The following is a 17,424-nucleotide window of genomic DNA, read 5'->3' as shown; positions in this document are numbered from 1 at the left end:
GGCACGAAGCCAGTCAGCCGAAGGGTCACACCCGCAGTCGCCAACCCACAGCCCAGCACCATCAGGCTGCGAAGGGAATCCTCACAGTCAGCCGAGGAGAGCCCGTCGTCGGTCATGCGCCCACACTAGGACGCCAGCGGCCGGCTACTCCCGTCTCATCAACTCCCGTCCGTGCCAGTTGCGTGAGATCGAATGAGACGGACCCGCCGCGGCCACACTGGTGCGCGTGAAGCCAGACGATCAGGCGCACCCAGGAGGAATTAGTCGATCGGCTGGGTCGTCGGCTCCTTGATGTAGGTAATGCCGAAGGCCTTGACTTGGCGGTACTGCTGAATCTTGGCGGCAATGTCGAAGGTGTCGTTAGAGACGAATTGGAAGATATCGAGGCCGCGGCCGAGATTGATGCGCCAGCCGGAGTTGGCGCGGATCGACCGGTCGTGGATGGTGTCGCTGAGCTCGACGTCGAGGGTGATGCCCGCGACGGCTGCGGCCTGCTTGACGCGTAGCAGGAACTCCAGTTGCTTCTGGACCTTCTCGGGGCCGTCGGAGGACTCGGTGGTTATGAGCTTGAGCTTGACCTCGTCGGCCGGGTCCTTGACCGCGGCTAGCGCTTCCATGAACTCCATCAGATTGCGCGCCTGGTGGAACTGGCGGATGTAGGGGTCGGTGAGGGTGATCTCGGTGGCCCCCCGCAGATACGGGATCAGCATGGTGGCGTAGGAGACGCCGCGCTGGTTCTCCTGGTATTCGCGGTGCCCGGCGTACAGCTCCGGCTTAACGGGCGTGCCCGCAACCCCGTCGGCCGCGCTGGCGGTGGCGCCGCTCCCCTCCTCGCCGGTTGAGTCGGTGGCGTCGGCGCCCTCGGCGTGGCGGGTGCGGTGATAGTGCGTGGGGTACTCGTCTTCTTCGAGGGTGGTGACAGGGTGCCAGCCGCCGTCGTTGTCGAGGTAGCCGAACTTGACCTCGGCCATGGTGGCGTCGATTCGGAGGATCTGGTCCTTGACGCGCTTGCGGCCCTCGATGGCGAACCGCAGGGTCTCCTCGATCTCCTCCTGGGTCGCTTCCCCGTGGGGGTAGAGGATCTTCATCAGTCCGGAAAAGGTCTTGTGGATGCCGTCCCGGTCGCGGGTCGAGATGTCCGAACCCAGCGTGAAGTGCTGCTGGTAGCGGTCGGAGTAGTCCGCGTTGCGCATCGACTTGAGGACTTCGGCAATGTAGTCGACGACGAAGCCGTAGCCCTCGGAGAACATCTCTCCGCGGATGGTGTCGACTTCCCAGCCCGGGATGAAGTGGTGGAGGCGGTCGAGGTACGCCGCGTCGTGATAGCTCTCGGGCAACTCGTCGAACAGGTCGGAGTGCTTCAGCATGTACGGCACATTGTGGGACGTGTTGCCGACGAAGACCATCGACGCTTCTGCGCCGAGCGTCTCCACACCGCGCGAGAACGACTTGTTCGCCATGTAGTTCTTCATGATGTCGACGAGCGCCTTGTCGGTGCGCTTCTTCCTGCCTGCGAACTCGTCGAATGCGACGACGTCCCAGTATCCGACCAGGCCGATGCGACCGTTGGAGTTGTTCACGAAGAGCTTGGGGACGGTTACCTCTCCCCCGGAGATCAGCATGCCGTGGGGTGAGAACTCCGAGAAGATGTGTGACTTGCCGGTGCCCTTGGGGCCGAGCTCGACGAGGTTGTAGTTGCGCTCGACGAACGGGATCAGGCGAACGAGCTGGATGAGCTTGGCGCGACGTCCGAACAGGGCAGGGTTGAAACCGATCGACTGGATCAGCAGGTCGATCCACTCGTCGGTGGTGAACTCACGGCGCGAGGTGGTGTAGCTGTCGAAGTCGAAGTTCGAGAGCTGAATCGGCTTCAGCGAGCCGAGTTGCCAGGGCACGACGCGGGCGTCGTCGAAGTGGAAGTAGTCGATGTCGCAGATGCACCAGACGCCGCCGACGAGGAGCTTGGGGTGAGCGTTGATCGTGGCCGACTCCACGACTACTCCCTTGATGCCGAGGTTCGAGAACTCTGCCTCGTACCGATCGTCCTTGTCGTTGAGAGAGACAGAGACCTTGTCGATGATCTTGTAGCGCCCGCGTTCCTTGATCGTCGACTTCACCAGCTCGGACTGGTTCCGTTGGACGTAGTGGTCGGCGAGGATCTTGCGCACCGAGTCGATGCCGGCCTGGATGGTGGCTTCGTCGTCCGAGGCCGCGTACTGGCCAAGGAGGTACTCCAGGACGTAGGAGGGCACGATCGCGTTGCCCTTGACGGCCTTGACGAGGTCCTTGCGGACCACGAGGCCGGCAAAGTGCTGGTTGATCTTCTTGTCGAGCGCCGTCTGCTCGGGGGTCTGATCTTCCGTCTGCCCCTCGATGGTGCCGTCGAGGAGGTCGGCGGCGATCACGTCAAGATCGGTCTCTTCAGTCATGTCGGCCGCCCTTAGAAGTCGAAGTCCGAGGTGAAGGAGCGCTTGAGGGTGAACATCGCCTTCTCGTACACACGCCATTGGTTCGTGTTGGGAATGAGCTCCTCGAGGCGGAGCTCGACGGCGCGGTTGTTGTAGTCGTTGGCGTCCTGGTTGAGCAGCAGTTGGACGCTCTGGTAGCGGTCCCGCTGCTCGGGAGAGGAGGAGTCGAAGGTCAGCACCGGCGGCGGGTCGTTGGAGATCAGCGTCTCCCCCACGTACAGCCCCGCGCGCAGCACGCGGGCCTGCACCTTGTCGCTGACGGGCTCCGCCTGGAATAGCTTCACGACCAGCTGGCCGGTGGTGATCTTGTCGGTGTCCGGGAGAACCTTCACGTTGACCAGGCGGGTATCGCTCTTGCGCTTCTTGTTGATCACGAGCACCGGTACGACGATCTCCTGCAGAGTCGCACCGCCGTGGACGAATCGTGTTCCCCCGCCAGCGAGCTTGAGGCGGTGGATCGACTTGGGAATCTGGACCTCGATGTCGCCGTCGAGATTGAGTTGCTCAGCGGTGAACGTGGCGAAGGCGTCGTCGACCTTCAGCCCGTGACCGAGCACGTAGCGCTTGTTGGCGACGAGAATCTTGTCGCCGTGTGCCTTCTCGGAGAGGAAGAACTGCTCGGGCAGTGCCTCGTCTTGGAAGAGGAAGCCGTGGTCGGCAGTTACGAAGATGTTGGTGGCGTTGGCGTTGGCGGTCTTCTTGACCAGGTCCACCAACTCGGCCAGCGCCAGCTCGGCGGCTTCGAACACCCGGCGCTCGGTGCCCGGCTTGTCGCCGATCGCGTCGATGACGTCGTGGAAGATGTACAGAACCCGGTTGTTCTTGAACATGTCCCGCCGCTCGTCGGCGGTCAGGGCTCGGAAGGTCTCAGCCTGGATGGCACTGCCGCCCACGGCCTCGAGCACCTTCGAGCGAGGGCCCACCCCGTTGGTGGGCAGGCCGTCGGCGAGCACGGTCTTGCCGTCAACGGAGTGTTTCAGAGTGCGGTGCGGCAGGAGCGCGGCCATGCCGAGCTGGGTGTAGCTCGGCAGGACGCCGAGGACGGCCTCGAGGTCGGCGTTGAACCGGTCCTCCTGGCGGATGCGGGAGCGTAGCTCGTCGGCGACCTCGTATCGGAGGGCGTCGGAGACGATGACCACGGCCTTCTTGTCCTCGCGGAGCAGTTGTTCGACGTAGTCGCCGTAGAACAACCGCTGGGAGCGCAGGACGACCGACTGCCAGCTGGTTGCTGCGTCGACCTGCTTCTGCCAGGCGTTGCCGAGCTCGTAGACGAACTTGTTGGTGTACGTCTTCTCGACGAGGTCTCGCAACGCGTCGAGTGGGTTCGGTCCCTCGAAGGAGCGGCGCGCGTAGGTGAACTGGCGGTAGAGCTGGTCGATGCGGAACCAGTCGTTCCGGTAGCGCTCAAGTCCCTCGTCGAAGGCCGAGATCGTGAAATCGATCGTGCTCAGCCGCGACAGCAGGTCGGCGGCCGCGTCGATCGCTGCATACAGCTGGCGGTAACCATCGATCCACACGCTGCTCTGGCGGGCCCGGACGACATCGGCCACCTCACGAGCGGTGACAGTCTGTTCCGTGACCGCTCGAGCAAGGTCCGCAATGATCTTGCGGTCGGTCTCCTCGAACAGGTCATCCGCGACGAGATCTCGGAACGTCGCGTTCTCGATGCTCGCCGTGTAGTCGAGGTCTGCCGATGCCTGCTTGGCGAGAATCGACATCGCGGCTTGGCTGCGGCGATCGTTGCGGAAGCTGGCGAAGTCGAGCTGAATGTTCTGCAGCCCCCCAGGGCGGTCGGACTTGAAGCCTCCGAGAGCCGCGCGGAACATCCACAAGACGAAGTCATCGACACTCGGTGCGGTCGACTCGTAGCCGTAGATCGAAGCCGCACCGAGCCAGAGAAAGTCCGCGAGCTCGAGATCGCCGAGGGCGTTGTACTTGGAGTGCTGGCCCTTGGATTTCTCAACCAAGAGCGTCCGCATGATCTCAAGGAGGCTGTGCTCCTTCTGCCCGAGCACCACCGCGGACATCTTGGCGCGAAGGCGGGCCACGTCATCTTCGGCCGTGAGCAGACCCTTGAGGGTCTCGACGCGCTTCCCCGCGTTGAAGAACTTCTCGTGCCGCGCCACGACCGCGTCGATGCCTTCGGCAGTCAGACCGAGCTCTTCCGAGACCAAGGAGCTCCGGTCTGCGGTGAAGACGCCGTACGCGAGTTCGAGATCCAAGAGCCAGTTCCCGACGCCCGCCGGCAGCGGGCCCGATCGGTAGATCAAGAACTTGTCAGCGGGCTGCTCGTGCAGCAGTCGGTACTTGACGGCGTACTCGTCGTTTGCGACCCGTAGCGTCGTGACACCCGGCAGGCCAAGGCTGTCGACGACGGAGGCGTATTGACCCTGCGGGTCGTGCCAGAACACGACTCGGCGGTCAACGAAGCGGCGCTCCAGGTGCGGCTTGATGTTGGCGACGTCACTCATTCGCTCGCCTCCAAGCCGGCGATCTTCTTCAATGCGCTTCCGAGCTTGGGGTAGTTCGTCTTCACTCCCTCGTCGAGGTCGATGGCGACGTTCCGCGAGGCGAGGGGGTAGAGCACGTCGTGCTCGTACTCATCGAGCTCCAGCAAGACCTTGCGCAGTCGGTCGGCCTCCTTCGCATTGCTGGAGCGGTCGGCGTGCTCCAGGCTCGCCTTCAGCTTGGCCTGCAACTCTCGTAGGTACTCATTGAGCACCGTCGACACAGTCGATGGCGAGTAGCGGTGCATATAGATGAGCGCGTTGAACGAGCCCTTGGGGCTAGAGAACAACCAATAGATCGGCCGCTTCTTGTACCGCTGGACGTGATCCTTGTAGAAGGACTTTACGAAGTAGTCGCGCAGGTTCTTCGAGCCAAGAGACTCAGTGACGAACCGCAAGTTCTCCTCGAAGTGCTGTTGGCCGAACGCCGCGCGAAGAAACGTCCGGAACCTCTCCACGATGTCGTCCTCGAACCACTCGCCATCCACGATCGGAATCACGTTGTCGGTATCGGGCATGAACGTGGGCGACGGGACCTTCGCGAGGTAGTCCTGCAACGTCGCGCCCTGGTCAGCGAGGATCAGCCCGGGCTCGTCCAGGCTGTAGCGCCCAAACATGCATCCGACCGCGTACGACACGAGGTCGTCGATCTTGGCCCTCGTATCGAGTTCAATCCTGATCCCGCGTTCAAACTTGCGAAACTCAAACTCTGGGTTGTTCCGTAGGGTGACATCTTCAGGTGTAGGTGCTTCAGCCATTCGTGCCGGGAGCGACTCTGCCGAAGCAACGAGCCTGTTGTTTCGTTCCTCTAGCTCGGTCATACGTGAGATCCGCTTCTCCCAGTCGCCACGCACCCTCTCGATTGACGCCTCGACACTCCCCCCGTAGTGGGCTACTTGATCCCGCTCGAAGGTTCGATCAAGTTCGGTAGTACTGAGATCTTCGTCTGAAATGCCGATCAGTTCCTCGACGTCTCCGACCAGATCTGGATCCGAACGCAGCATGGCGGGGAGCGCCTCGAAGTTGCCGATCTTGAAATGAGTACCCGGGTTGAGGAGTAGGGAGATCTCTGCAACTGCCCGGGTGTTCAAGAACGCGAGAAGCGCATGGCGGTCCTCCAGCTTCTGGGGGAACACCGAATTTGCAGAGGCGTCGAACGCGTACTCGGCTCCGTATGCTCGCCCAACCACGGACCCGATAGACACATCCGACCAACTGACGGATGGGGCAAAGAACTTGTCTACGTTCCGCATCGTCGCTGTAGGCCGCAGGTTGAAAAGCTCTTTGCCGTCGTGGCGCCAGTCAAGAACGAACTCTCTGTTGCCCGACCACTTCCGGTACGGACCTCCCTTGTTGATCGGCACCCACGGCCCATTGGAATCCTCTGTGCGAACGTCGCGGGCGCCGACCTCCCACCAGTACCGGAGAAAGCGTCCGTTGTCGGACGTCGTGATGCCATTCCCTGAGGAGAAGCGCTTTCCAATCGGACCGCAGCGGCTGAAGGCGTCGGCGACCTCGCGGTCGACCCAGTATGCGAACGCCTTCCCTGGCAGTGACTCGATCGCATGCTGCGCAACAAGGTATGAAGCATGTGAGTGATCCAGGAATAGGTCCCTGATCTCCTCGGGCGTCCTGACACTGGAGAAGACGTCGTACAGCTTGCGGTAGACGCCGACGGACCGGTCGTCGTGACCGCGGGTGGCGGCAAAGGCGACCGTTCCATAGTCGACGCCGAAGATTCCTCGCCCTAGGTGCAGGAGGGACGAGATTGTCGAACGACCCAGGAGGTCCTTGCGAAAGTTCGCCGCATCTTGATTGAACATCCAGCTGGCGAGCGTGATCATCGCGAACACGCCGCCTTCAGGCACCAGTGACGCCGCGCGCTCGATGAACATCGTCATGAGGTCGGATTTCGCGGCCGGATACTTCTCCCTGGCGAAGCCCGCGAGGAGCGGACCCATGTTGCTGCTGCCCATGTAAGGCGGGTTCGCGACGACAACTCCGTACCGAGGAAGGAGGAACTCTGCTTGGTAAACCAGCCGGTGTGCCCGCTCGATGGTCTCAGCCCTCAGCAACTCGTCCCCGTGGTCGAAGGTCGCCAGATGGGCGGCCAACTGCGACGTGATGTCGGGGTCAGGCTGGATCAATGAGCCGAAGGTGTCCGCCTCGGCAAGCTGATTCCAGAAGGCCTCTTCAGCGTGGCGATCCCCATCCTTAGTGCGGAGGAAGTCGAGTTCGTCTGGACTGAACGAGATGGGCTCCAGCACGCAGATGTTCGGCTCGACCTGCTTGGTGAAGAACGTCCGCTGTCTGGCGCGGGCCTTCATCGTGAGCGCGAACGCGGCGAGGGCCCCTGCGCGCGGGTCGATCTCTGTGCCGTAGAGGTTGTTTGTGAGGATGAGGCTAGGAATCTCGGCGGGGCCGTATCCCTCCTCCTCGTAGATCGAGTACAGGAGGTCGAACGCGTAGGTGAGCATGTGGCCCGAGCCGCAGGCTGGGTCGATGGCCTTGAGGTCCTCGGGCTTGGCGATCCTGAGGAAGTCTGTCACCTCCTCGACAGGGGCAAGGTAGTACTCCATTTGGTCAACCAGGCCAGACGACGGTCGGTTGAGCAGCCAGAGTCGGCCTAGGGAGTTCTCCACGAGGTAGCGGACGATCCAATGCGGGGTGAAGAGCTGGGTGGCGGCGGGGATCTCTCCGGCGCCCGCCTTCTTACTCTTCTTGAACCCGGCGAATACCTCGTCCTTCCGCTCGGCAATGTAGAACTGGTAGAGCCAGCCAATAACCTCGACGTCCCTGCAGACCTCTTCGGTAAGTACCTTGACCGAGCGGTTAAGGACTGAGTCGTCGGCGAGCAGGTTGGCCGGGATGAGCAGCTCGGTGTAGTCGCCCTCGCGCTCGAACATGAAAGGCATGGCGCGGTTCCAGTGTCGGCAGTAGTCGGCGAGCAGGAGTGCATATGCCTCGCCCTGGGGGCTGGCGCTTGCGCGCGTGCCGTCAAGAAGCGCGGCGACCGCTGTACAGGTCTTTTGACTCGCGACCTCGGTGTCGATAACTCCGCGCTTGGCTTCGGCGAGGATCTCGGGTTGGCCGACCTCGACGCCGGCCTGGGGGGAGACGACGCCGATGCCGGTGTAGCCGTTGGCATCCATGAAGCGAAGCGCGACGATCCGGTTGAACCAGGTGTAGGCGACCTTGTCTGCGACGGCCGAGCGACCCTCATCGCCGCCGCCGGCAGCGGTGACGGCCCTCTCCAGGGCATAGACCGCCTTGGCCTGCTCGACGCGCTCCGATGAGCCTGGGGCGAGCACGGCAGCGACGCGGGCGGTGACCTCGCGGATGAGCGCGGTACGTGCCCAGGTCGCGAAGTTCTTCAGCGGTGCGGTTTCCATCAGAGGGTGATTCGCTTTCCGTCGTTCAAGGTCTCAATGAGCGCGCTGCGCAGGGCGGTCAGGTAGTTGTCGACGTCTGCCTCGGTCTCGAGGACTCCAGACGCACCTGGCACCAGGACGGTCTTCACAGAGACGGTCTGCTTGACCGGCTCTGGATCGGGGCTCGGGGTCGCCGGCGACGATGCGAGTAGGTCGAGTAGCCCCGGGTACTCGCTGGACTCGAAGTTCGAGCCGATCTGCTGGATGAGCGCGACCTGGTTCTCGGTGGCGATCCGGGCGAGCGTCTGGTCGATCCGCTGGACGGCGCGCTGCTGGGCCTCCGGTGTGGCGGCCGCGTAATACGCGGTGTCGGCGAGTTCGCTGCGGCGGCGCTCCACGGTGCTGGCGACCGCCGCCCGACTGTCCGCAACAACACTGTCGATCTGGCCCCGCAAGGCGTCAGTTGCTTGCTTGAGCTGGGCCATCTTGCTGCCACGGAAGGCGTTGGGGTCGGCGAGCGCAGTCTTGATGGCCTCATCGCTGCCCGAGGGCAGGTAGTTGAGATTGCTGGCGTGGGTGGTGAGGAGACCTGCGGCGTCGTCGTAGATCGTCCGCTGTGGTCCGTTGACGAAGGACTGGATCGGGTCGATCACGTGGTCCTTGGCTTCGAGGAGGTCGTCGCCGAGGTCGAAGTCGTTGAGGTACCAGTCGTCGCTCTTGCCGACCGCCTGTTCCAGCAGGTCGATCGGGCCGCCGAGCTGCTGGACGAACGGGTAGCGCGAGACGTTCAAGGCGGCCCGCAACTCGTCGAGCTTGCCCTTGAGCTTGTCGCCGCCATGGCGGGCCAGCTCGAGTGGGTCCTTGGGAGCGCTGGGCTCGTCGAAGAAGTCGATGCAGAACTTGCGGAACGTTGCGACCTTGCGCTCGTCGAACGTCTTCTGCGCCGCGATGACCTGGTGGCCGTGCTTCTGCGTGTTTCGCAGCGCGGTTGCGATTTCGGTCCGCTTGAGGACGTTGCCATCCATCGTCAGCGTTACCTTCGAGGCGCCGACCAAGGAGGCAACGATGACCTCGATCGAGGCGAGGTCCCATCCGTAGGGCTTGGCCTGGAAGGTGTCGACGATCGTCTTCATCGTTACCTGTTCGCCTTGGCCGGTCTTGCGCAGGATCGTCGAGAGGACCTCTTGGGCGGCCTGGTCGATCTTCATCAGTGCGTCGGCGTCGAAAAGGCCGCTGTCGGGGTTCGCGGCGCCCGCCACCTGCTGCTCGCTGTAGGTGATGCCGCCGAGCAGCTTGAGCTGGGTGTAGGTGCGGCTGATGAGTTCCTGGAAGCCCTCTGTCACTCGTCCGAGTGCGTCGGTCGAGCTGGCGGGGACGTCGGCTGCGTTGATGATCAGCCCTGCCTTGCCGACGGCGGTCTGGATGCGTTGGGCGAGTTCCTTCTCGCGTTCACGGTTGAGGGTCGCCTTGGTTTGGAGGATCTGCTCTTCGATCGCTGAGAGTGAGCTGGTGCGCTTGCGCTTGATGTACTTGTCGGTCTTGAGAAGCAGCCGCAGGTCGGTCAGCACGCGCTCGTCGGGGTCAAGCACCACCCGCAGCTCGTCCTTGCCGGCGCTGTGCATCCGGGTCTCGTCCGCGGTGTAGGGGTAGTCCGGGGTGATGAAGTGGGCGGAGAGTTCCTTCTGCTGTCCGTGGACCTGGTCGTCGAGCTTGAACCCGAACGGGAAGTCCTGGCCGTTCTTGGCGTAGCGGATCTTGTTGGTCCTGATGACTTCGACCGAGAGCACCTTGAACAGCTGGGAGCTGACCTCGGAGGCGTCGATGTCGACGTTCTTGATTTCCTCCTCGATGACCTGCTCTTCGTTGGTGAGGTACTCGTAGACCTGGCCGTTGCGCTGGATGTAGGTCTGCCTCTCCAGCTCGGCGAGCGCTTCCTTGACGTCCTCGGCCAGCGCCGGCAGATCGAGCCCGAAGCGGTCGTAGACGAGCACGGTGAGGTTGCGGGCGGTGGCTTGGAAGCTCTCGACGTACTTGACGAGGAAGAGTGCCTTTAGGAGCCGGATGGCCAGCTCGTTGTCGAGGTTGCGCTCGGCGACGAGGATTTGCTGCTGGGCCTGTGCCTTGAGCGAGGCGCGGATGCCTTCGAACATGCGGTCAAAGGTGGCCAGCGTTCCGAGCTCGCCGGTGCCGACGACCTTGGCGACGTCCTGGACGACGCCGAGCATGGACCGCTCACCGACGGAGCTGTTGCGGCCTTCGAAGGCGTTGTGGTCGGAGATCCCGATAATCGCGGCCTGGAAGAGTGGGAACTGGTAGCTGACGAATGGGTAGGTGCCGACGAAGTGCTCTTCGTCGGTGTAGTTGCGGTACTTCTTCGCGCCGTCGACGAAATCGAACAGTGTCTTGAAGTTGGCCGACTCGAAGGCGTAGATCTCTCGGAGCGCGGCGGCTCCGTCGTCGTTCTTCTCGAGCAGGCGCTTGCGGATGACTTCCTCGACGTCGGCGCTGGTGAGGTGGACGCGGGTCTTGAACCGTGCCTGGATCTTGGAGAAGTCGTTGCCCTGCTGCTTGGTGCGGTCACCGACGACCTTGTCCATGTCCTCCTGGGAGGTCACGAAGACCCAGGCCCGGCCGCCGCACTTGGTGTTGAGGCTTTCGGCGATGGTCTGGAGGTTGAGCATCAGGTGGGTGTTGGACCCGATGAACTGGCCGACCTCGTCGACGTAGAAGTTGAGGCGGAAGCCGTCGGGCTGCTGGTCGAGCCATGCCTTGACCTCGTCGGCGAAGTCCTCGATGGAGACCGCGTAGGACTGCTGGTACTGCTTGATGATTCCGTCGGTCGCCTGGCCGTTGATCTCGGCAAAGGCACGGTCGATCGAGGCGCCCTCCAGGGCGCTTTGCTCGCGGCCCTGGCTCCACGGGATCTTGGCGATCTGCTCGAAGGCCTCCTTGAACGCCTCGTACTGGCCGCGGGTGTCGAGGTCGCGCTCGAAGCGGGCGACGTGGCCCTGGTTGCCGTAGTAGCCGCGGCTCTCGTCGAAGACCTTCACGAACACCTTGAGCAGCGCGTCGGCCTGGTCCTTTGTGATGAGGGTGGCCTTCTGGTCGATGTTGAACAGCAGGCTCTTGGCCGCGATGCGCTCGGCCTTGGTCAGCAGCGCGGGCAGGAACGATCCGGTGGCCTTGGAGCGAAAGCTCTCCGAGACCTGGCTGCGGTCGAAGTCCTGGCCTTCGACGTCGCCGAGCAGGTGCGCGAGCATTTTGAGCAGGTGTGACTTACCGGAGCCGAAGAAGCCGGAGATCCAGACACCGTTGGCGTTGGTGTAGTTGGTGTAGGCCTCCAGCAGGAGCTCGAGGCCCTTGGCTGCCTCGTTCGTCAGGACGTACTCGTCGACCTCGGTGCTCAGGTGTGCGGCGTCGTCGGCCTTGATGACGCCTTCGATGGGGCGCTGGACGTCCTTGGCGAAGGTCTGGTTCAACAGCATCGGGTCACGCTTCCTGTTCCAGGATGTTCTTGGCTCGGTAGTACTGGTCGTCGGTCAACGTGTTGAACAGGACGAGACTCGACCCGAGCGAGTCTGACTGCCGGTAGTCGCCGGGGAAGAACATGAGCATCGGCCTTCCGGTCACCACGCTCTGCAGGTTGTTGAGCACGTTGTGGGACCGGATGTAGGGGAAGACCTCGCCTATGCCGGTAAGGAAGACGATGTCGAAGGCGCCGTCCTGCACCTTGGCCTGCAGCGCCGGGGCGAGGTGGAGTTGCGGGTCGAGCATGGCCTGCAACATTTCGCGCAAGTCGTCCTTGTCGTGGTCGGGCTCGAACGCGAGCACTCGCTCCCAGACACCGCGTCCTTTGAGAATCTCCACCGACAGGTCGTAGAGGTTGACCTCTCGCACGGTGATGCCGTGCTTGGTCGAGAGCTTGGTCTTGATCCGCTTCTTCGCCTGCGCGACCGCGAGGGAGGCCTCGGGCGGGAACGGGTAGATGAAGAACGGGACTTCGTTGCTCAGTCCCTCCATACGAAGGAACCGCTGGCTGCTCAGCACGGCGAGCAGGTGCGCTTCTTGTGCGTTCAGGTCCATCGTCTTCATCAGGCTGCGCTCCGGGTGGGGAAGAAGCGGATGTCGCTCGGCGTGCGGAGATTCAGGAGAGCGAGGAGTCGTTCGGACAGGACGGCGGGCACGATGTGCCCGGACTCCGAGAGCAGCTCGGCTTCCACAAGCATCTTGAACACCGTGGATCGCAGCTTCTGCATGGTTGAGTCCTTGATCGTTGCGAGCTCGTCGTGCCACAGGGCCTTGCTCCGGATGAAGCCGTCGAAGTCCTCGTAGGCGAGTGTCGGTGCTAGCAGCAGGAACCGCTCGCGCAGGACCTCTTCGGCGAACTCCGCGATGAGGCTGTAGCGGCGGCAGGCCGCCACCCACATCAGGTGGCCGCGCTCGGTGGCCGTGAGGTCGCCGAGGAGCTCGAGCTCTGGCTCGGTCAGGGCCGAAAGGCGCTTCACCGTCTCGCGGACGAGGCGGACGCCGCTGCGGTGCGTGCGAGCCTGGAGAAGGTTGTCGGCCACGGCTCGGTCACGGGCCTTCTCCCAGTCGCGTTCCTCGAGGTAGGCGGGCGCCAGGAGGGCGGCCTCACGGGTTAGGAGCGTGCCGGTGGTGAACGACAACGCATAGCGATCGCTGGTCTCGGCGTCGGTCACGGCTGGCACCTCCTTACTGGCGTCTCGGGCAAAGTCGTTCAGGCTATCGGGGACCGGCGACAGTTCTGTCCTGTCGGGCGACAAGTCAGCCGGTGTTGCTCGGTTCATCTGAGGTAGCGGCACCGCCGCGGCGCACCCATTCGTCGACCTCGCTGGTCTGGAACTTCCAGAGCCGGCCGACCTTATGGGCTGGCATGGCCTTGTCGGCGATCCAGGCGTAGACCGTGTCCTTCGTGACGCCGAGATGGGCGGCGATGTCCTCTGCGGACAACCACGGTTCGGACACGACGCGTCGACCCTTCCCTCGGCGAACCGGCTTTAGCCGGGTGTGTCCGAGCGTAGTCGAGGATGAGCCTGGTTTCGGCCGGTTCAGCAGAACCAACGGCGTGTCTTGCGGCCGCCGGCCCGCTGTCCGTCACCGGCGCTCCGGCCCGGCAACCTGACCAGCTCCCACGACACCCGGGGCGCCCGCTGCCGAGCTGGCGAAATGCTCTCGCCCATCTGATCGCTCCCAAGGTCCGGGATCACCTAGGTGACCAAGCAGAGGAGGACCCAATGAGCACTTCACCCGCGGAGCAGCCGGGCTCGGGCATCGTCACCTTCACCCAGCAGGGCGACCGCGCCCTCGATCGCCTCGCCGCCGACCTTGTCGACCACTGCGACGGCTCCATCGCCAGCATCGCGGACGTCCTCGAGCAGGTGCTGTCGGCCGACATCGCCGAGCTTGCCGACAAGCTCGGTGAATCCCTAGTCGCCGACGAGGCCGGCCTAGCCCCCGAGAGTCCCGACCATGCAGCCCGTCGACGCCTCGGCGCCGACCGGTCCATTGCCGGCGGCGCACCTCCCCCGCCACCCCGGATCGGCCGTTGACGCGCCGGTCACACGCGCGAGAGCTCCTCCTGCCGAGTGAGCTGACTGCCACCTAGACTGACCTAGAAAACCCTCTAAATCTAGGTGAGTCTAGGAAGGTGGCGCTGGTGGATCAGAGCCCATACACGCCCGGTGCCGGCCACAACCCGCCCGTCCTGGCAGGACGAGACGGCCTTCTCCGTGACTGGCATTTGGTGCTCAACGACATTGTCTCTAGCGGCCGCGTCCGCGCACAGGACATGATTCTTGCCGGCCCGCGCGGCGTGGGGAAGACCGTCACGGTGAGCGCGTTCGCGGACCTGGCCAAGGAGCAAGGTTTCGAGGTGGTCAACCTCCAGGCTGTCTCGGGCCACGCTGGTCTGGTAGAGGCGCTGCTCCAACGCGCTCGCACCCGTATGGCCGAGGAGGCCGGCCCGTGGCAGCGCGCCCGCAAGGCCTTCGAGCGGGTCGGTGGGGTCAACCTGAGCATCGCGGGTATCGGTGCCGGTATCTCCACTCGCCCATCAGACGCTCCCGCAGCAGGCTTGGACGCGGGAACGCTCGCTGACGCCCTGGCCACGCTGGCGGCTGAGGTCCGCAAGGACGCCCACAGCGGGGGCCTGCTGATCACCGTCGATGAGCTCCAGGTCGCCTCTGGCCCTGACCTCGCCCTGCTCGCGGCGACGCTGCACCGACTCAACGTCGACCACCCCTCCGCGCCGGTTCTCTTCGCCGGCACCGGGCTGCCCTTCACTCCCGATGCGCTCCGCAAGGCTGGCGTGACCCACCCTGATCGCCTCTTCGTGCTGGAGCCCATCCCCCTCACTCTCCAACCCGATGACGCCCGCTACGCCGTGGTGGAGCCAGCACGCCGGGTCGGTGTCGCGTGGACCCCCGAGGCGGCGGCAGTCGTGGTAGAGGCCAGCAACGGCTACCCGGCCCACCTGCAGCTGTTCGCCCACGCCATCTGGACATCCGCGCCCGGGCCCGACCAGATCACCCTCGGCGACGTCGAAGCCGCACTCCCCCGGGTTGCCGACATGCTCGAGCGCCGCACCCTTGGCCCCCGCTGGGACCGAATCAGCGATCGACAGATGGAGTTCCTTGCCGCCCTCGCTCTGCACGGCGGGCGCGCCTCGACAGCGGCGATCGCCAAGACTCTCGGTCGCTCCCAGCAAGAGCTGTCCTGGCTCCGTGAGGAGCTCATCGAGGAGGGCGACGTCTACGCACCCAAGCGAGGCCAGCTGGCGATGGCGGTCCCGCTCTTCAACCGCTTCGTTCTGAGCCACTACGAACGCACACGACCCGAGGCAGCGACCGAGCTGCTGAGCTTGCAGGAGATGATCGCGAACGCCGGGCTGGATCCCTCAGCAGCGCACGCGGGTGGGGACATGCTGCGCCTAAGCGAGCAGAACGAAACCCGCCAGTTGCCACCGCCCAGCGCCGGATCTGGGCGGCCGCGTTCCTGAGTGGCGGCGCACCTCTACCGAACGGTGTTGGCATACATTCAGTTACACAACGCAGCTGAGTAACGGGCTTGGAGCGGGCCGACACGGACCGCGATAGGCGCTAGATGTACCCGGCCATCAGGTTGGTAGCAGTCGGCTGATCGGCGGTTTGCCTCCGAGTGCGCTGTGGCGGCGTTCAGTGTTGTAGTGCTCCAGCCATGGTGCAAGGGCTGCGGTTCGCTCGTCGTTGCTGGTGAAGACCTGTCGGTAGGCCCACTCGGTGGACAGGGTGCGGTTGAGGCGTTCCACCTTGCCGTTCTGCCACGGGCAGTGTGGCTTGATGAACCTCTGCTTGATGTCGTGCTCGGCACAGACAGCTCGTAGCGACCACTTGTAGGCCCAGGCGTTGTCGGTCATCAGCCGCTCGATACGAGTGATCCCGTGGGCGGCGAAGTAGTCGATCGCCCGTGCGAGGAACTCCGCACAGGTGGGGCCCTTCTCGTCGGGCAGGATCTCTGAGTAGGCCAGCCGGGAATGGTCGTCGACCAGTGAGTGGACGTAGTCGTATCCGGGACCGTTGATGCGGTCGCGTGGGATCGCGCGGCCGTGAACGCGCCAGCCCCCGCCGTCGGGGATGCGGCCGATCTTCTTGACGTCCATGTGCACCAGCTCGCCCGGACGCTCACGTTCGTAGCGCACGGCGGTCTGTTTCGATGACCGGATCACCTCACCGGTGATCGGGTCGCACTCGCGCAGATAGGGCACGTCGTGGCGGCGCAGGATCCGCGACACCGTCCGCGCCGGTACTCCGACCTTCGCGCTGAGCACGTCGGGACCGTCACGATGCTCGGCGCGGGCAGCCAGGACCTTCTGCTCGACTTCATCGCTGGTTCTGGTGGGCATCGAGTGCGGTCGCGAGGACCGCGTCACCAGACCGGCTTCGCCTTCGCTGGCGTAGCGGTCGATCCAGGTCTTCACGCACTTGCGGGACACACCCATCGCGGCGGCGATGTGGGCTTGCGGCCAGCCGTCGCGGTGGCGCTGGACGATCAGCCGGCGACCGTGAACGGTCAAACGGGCACTACCGTGGGACACGAGAACCTCCGGGTTGGAGTGGGCCTTAGACAAGCCACATCCCATTCGGAGGTTCTCGTTCGTTCAACCAGGCTCGCCGCTACCAACGTCCTGGCCGGGTACAGCTAGAGCTGGCGGCTGGCCCGTCGCAACATGGGCCCTGTCACGTCGGGCAGCAGCGCGGCAAGGGGATACGGCGGCGCGACATCGGCCAAGCTTGTCGAGCAACTCGGAGTCGTCTGACGTCAGTGTCTCCGTCGTCGGGGCGCAGTAGGCGTTCCACTCGCTGACCCCCGCGGCGAGCCGGCGATAGGCCTCGACATCCTGGGGGCGTTGAACCACGCAGGGCGGACATCGCGAACCCGCCGCGCGATCAGGGCCCCTTTGTCCTCGATGGCTTCTCAGTCTCCCGCCTCGCAGGAATGGAGGGGACCCTGCGGTTATCCACAGCCGGCCGCCGGCGGCCACGCGTCCGCCCGCGAGATCCGGGAGACTCGAGTCAGCGACACCTCTCGGCAGGAAGGACAACCCGGTGGACGACAACGACCAGCTCGAAGCGGGCGGACACGCGGCGGCCGCCCGCGAGCACGTCTACGGCTTCAACCGCGCCACGATGTGGGAGCGCGACCAGATCCCGGCCGAGACCTCCGACCAGCTGGCGGAGTTCGCCGACCTCGCGGCCGCGCTCCCCCAGGCCTTCTCGCAGCTCTCCAGCAGGCTCGAGCAGGCCCTGACTCACCAGGTGCTCAGCATGGACTCGATGACCGACGAGTCCGACCCGGCCATGGCGATCGGCGTCGCCCGTCTCGTCCTGGAGGAGGCCCGCGGTCTCGCGGTCGACCTCCACAAGCACCTCAACGCCGCGCGGAACGCCACCGCGCACATCATCAGCCAGGGCGCCGACGACGGGCAGGAGTCGATGTCCTGGGACCAGCCCTGACCCGGCTCCACTTGAACATCGCGAGATTTCTTCGCGTCGGGTGATCGCCCCGACGGGTCGACCTTCC

The 17,424-nt window shown here is 64.3% G+C and carries 11 protein-coding genes; 3 read left to right on the top strand and 8 right to left on the bottom strand.

Annotated elements, in window-relative coordinates; genetic code table 11:
- Nucleotides 1-260: 260 nt before the first annotated feature.
- The 7 genes from brxL to DAE25_RS15665 all read right to left on the bottom strand — a co-directional run bounded on the left by brxL (nt 261) and on the right by DAE25_RS15665 (nt 13,332).
- Nucleotides 261-2,429, bottom strand: a complete 2,169-nt coding sequence (gene brxL / locus DAE25_RS15695; protein ID WP_107767056.1) for a BREX system Lon protease-like protein BrxL — start codon at nt 2,427-2,429, stop codon at nt 261-263.
- A gap of 11 nt (nt 2,430-2,440) precedes the next feature.
- The gene (gene pglZ / locus DAE25_RS15690; RefSeq protein WP_107767055.1) at nt 2,441-4,939 is read right to left on the bottom strand and encodes a BREX-1 system phosphatase PglZ type A; all 2,499 of its coding nucleotides are present in this window, start codon (nt 4,937-4,939) and stop codon (nt 2,441-2,443) included.
- Complete coding sequence (pglX, locus tag DAE25_RS15685) at nt 4,936-8,367, bottom strand: BREX-1 system adenine-specific DNA-methyltransferase PglX (RefSeq protein WP_107767054.1); 3,432 nt, start codon at nt 8,365-8,367, stop codon at nt 4,936-4,938. Before pglX ends, pglZ begins: the two co-directional genes overlap by 4 nt.
- The gene (gene brxC / locus DAE25_RS15680) at nt 8,367-11,831 is read right to left on the bottom strand and encodes a BREX system P-loop protein BrxC (RefSeq protein ID WP_107767053.1); all 3,465 of its coding nucleotides are present in this window, start codon (nt 11,829-11,831) and stop codon (nt 8,367-8,369) included. The genes pglX and brxC overlap by 1 nt, the downstream gene beginning before the upstream one ends.
- A gap of 4 nt (nt 11,832-11,835) precedes the next feature.
- Complete coding sequence (locus DAE25_RS15675) at nt 11,836-12,438, bottom strand: DUF1788 domain-containing protein (protein WP_107767052.1); 603 nt, start codon at nt 12,436-12,438, stop codon at nt 11,836-11,838.
- Nucleotides 12,438-13,046, bottom strand: a complete 609-nt coding sequence (locus DAE25_RS15670; protein WP_234411082.1) for a DUF1819 family protein — start codon at nt 13,044-13,046, stop codon at nt 12,438-12,440. Before DAE25_RS15670 ends, DAE25_RS15675 begins: the two co-directional genes overlap by 1 nt.
- Nucleotides 13,047-13,131: 85 nt before the next feature.
- The gene (locus tag DAE25_RS15665) at nt 13,132-13,332 is read right to left on the bottom strand and encodes a helix-turn-helix domain-containing protein (protein WP_107767050.1); all 201 of its coding nucleotides are present in this window, start codon (nt 13,330-13,332) and stop codon (nt 13,132-13,134) included.
- A gap of 269 nt (nt 13,333-13,601) precedes the next feature.
- Here DAE25_RS15665 and DAE25_RS15660 point away from each other — a divergent pair, with 269 nt between their 5' ends.
- Together DAE25_RS15660 and DAE25_RS15655 are read left to right on the top strand one after the other, a co-directional pair.
- Nucleotides 13,602-13,916: a hypothetical protein gene (locus DAE25_RS15660; protein ID WP_107767049.1), complete on the top strand. Its 315-nt coding sequence runs from the start codon at nt 13,602-13,604 to the stop codon at nt 13,914-13,916.
- 98 nt (nt 13,917-14,014) lie between these two features.
- Nucleotides 14,015-15,364, top strand: coding sequence for an ATP-binding protein (locus DAE25_RS15655; protein ID WP_107767048.1), 1,350 nt, complete (start codon nt 14,015-14,017; stop codon nt 15,362-15,364).
- 117 nt (nt 15,365-15,481) lie between these two features.
- Here the strand turns inward: DAE25_RS15655 and DAE25_RS15650 are convergent, their stop codons facing one another.
- The gene (locus DAE25_RS15650; RefSeq protein ID WP_107767047.1) at nt 15,482-16,438 is read right to left on the bottom strand and encodes an IS481 family transposase; all 957 of its coding nucleotides are present in this window, start codon (nt 16,436-16,438) and stop codon (nt 15,482-15,484) included.
- 511 nt (nt 16,439-16,949) lie between these two features.
- Here DAE25_RS15650 and DAE25_RS15645 point away from each other — a divergent pair.
- Complete coding sequence (locus DAE25_RS15645) at nt 16,950-17,357, top strand: hypothetical protein (protein ID WP_107767046.1); 408 nt, start codon at nt 16,950-16,952, stop codon at nt 17,355-17,357.
- Nucleotides 17,358-17,424: the final 67 nt, after the last annotated feature.

This window comes from Nocardioides terrigena (assembly GCF_003047265.1).
Lineage (GTDB): Bacteria > Actinomycetota > Actinomycetes > Propionibacteriales > Nocardioidaceae > Nocardioides > Nocardioides terrigena.
Note: the sequence above shows the minus strand (reverse complement) of the source record. Positions and strands in the feature narration are given on the sequence as shown.

Excerpts from the sequence above, each read along its gene's own strand:
- brxL (WP_107767056.1), bottom strand. The coding sequence starts at position 2,429 with ATGACTGAAGAGACCGATCTTGACGTGATCGCCGCCGACCTCCTCGAC.
- pglZ (WP_107767055.1), bottom strand. The coding sequence starts at position 4,939 with ATGAGTGACGTCGCCAACATCAAGCCGCACCTGGAGCGCCGCTTCGTT.
- pglX (WP_107767054.1), bottom strand. The coding sequence starts at position 8,367 with ATGGAAACCGCACCGCTGAAGAACTTCGCGACCTGGGCACGTACCGCG.
- brxC (WP_107767053.1), bottom strand. The coding sequence starts at position 11,831 with ATGCTGTTGAACCAGACCTTCGCCAAGGACGTCCAGCGCCCCATCGAA.
- DAE25_RS15675 (WP_107767052.1), bottom strand. The coding sequence starts at position 12,438 with ATGAAGACGATGGACCTGAACGCACAAGAAGCGCACCTGCTCGCCGTG.
- DAE25_RS15660 (WP_107767049.1), top strand. The coding sequence starts at position 13,602 with ATGAGCACTTCACCCGCGGAGCAGCCGGGCTCGGGCATCGTCACCTTC.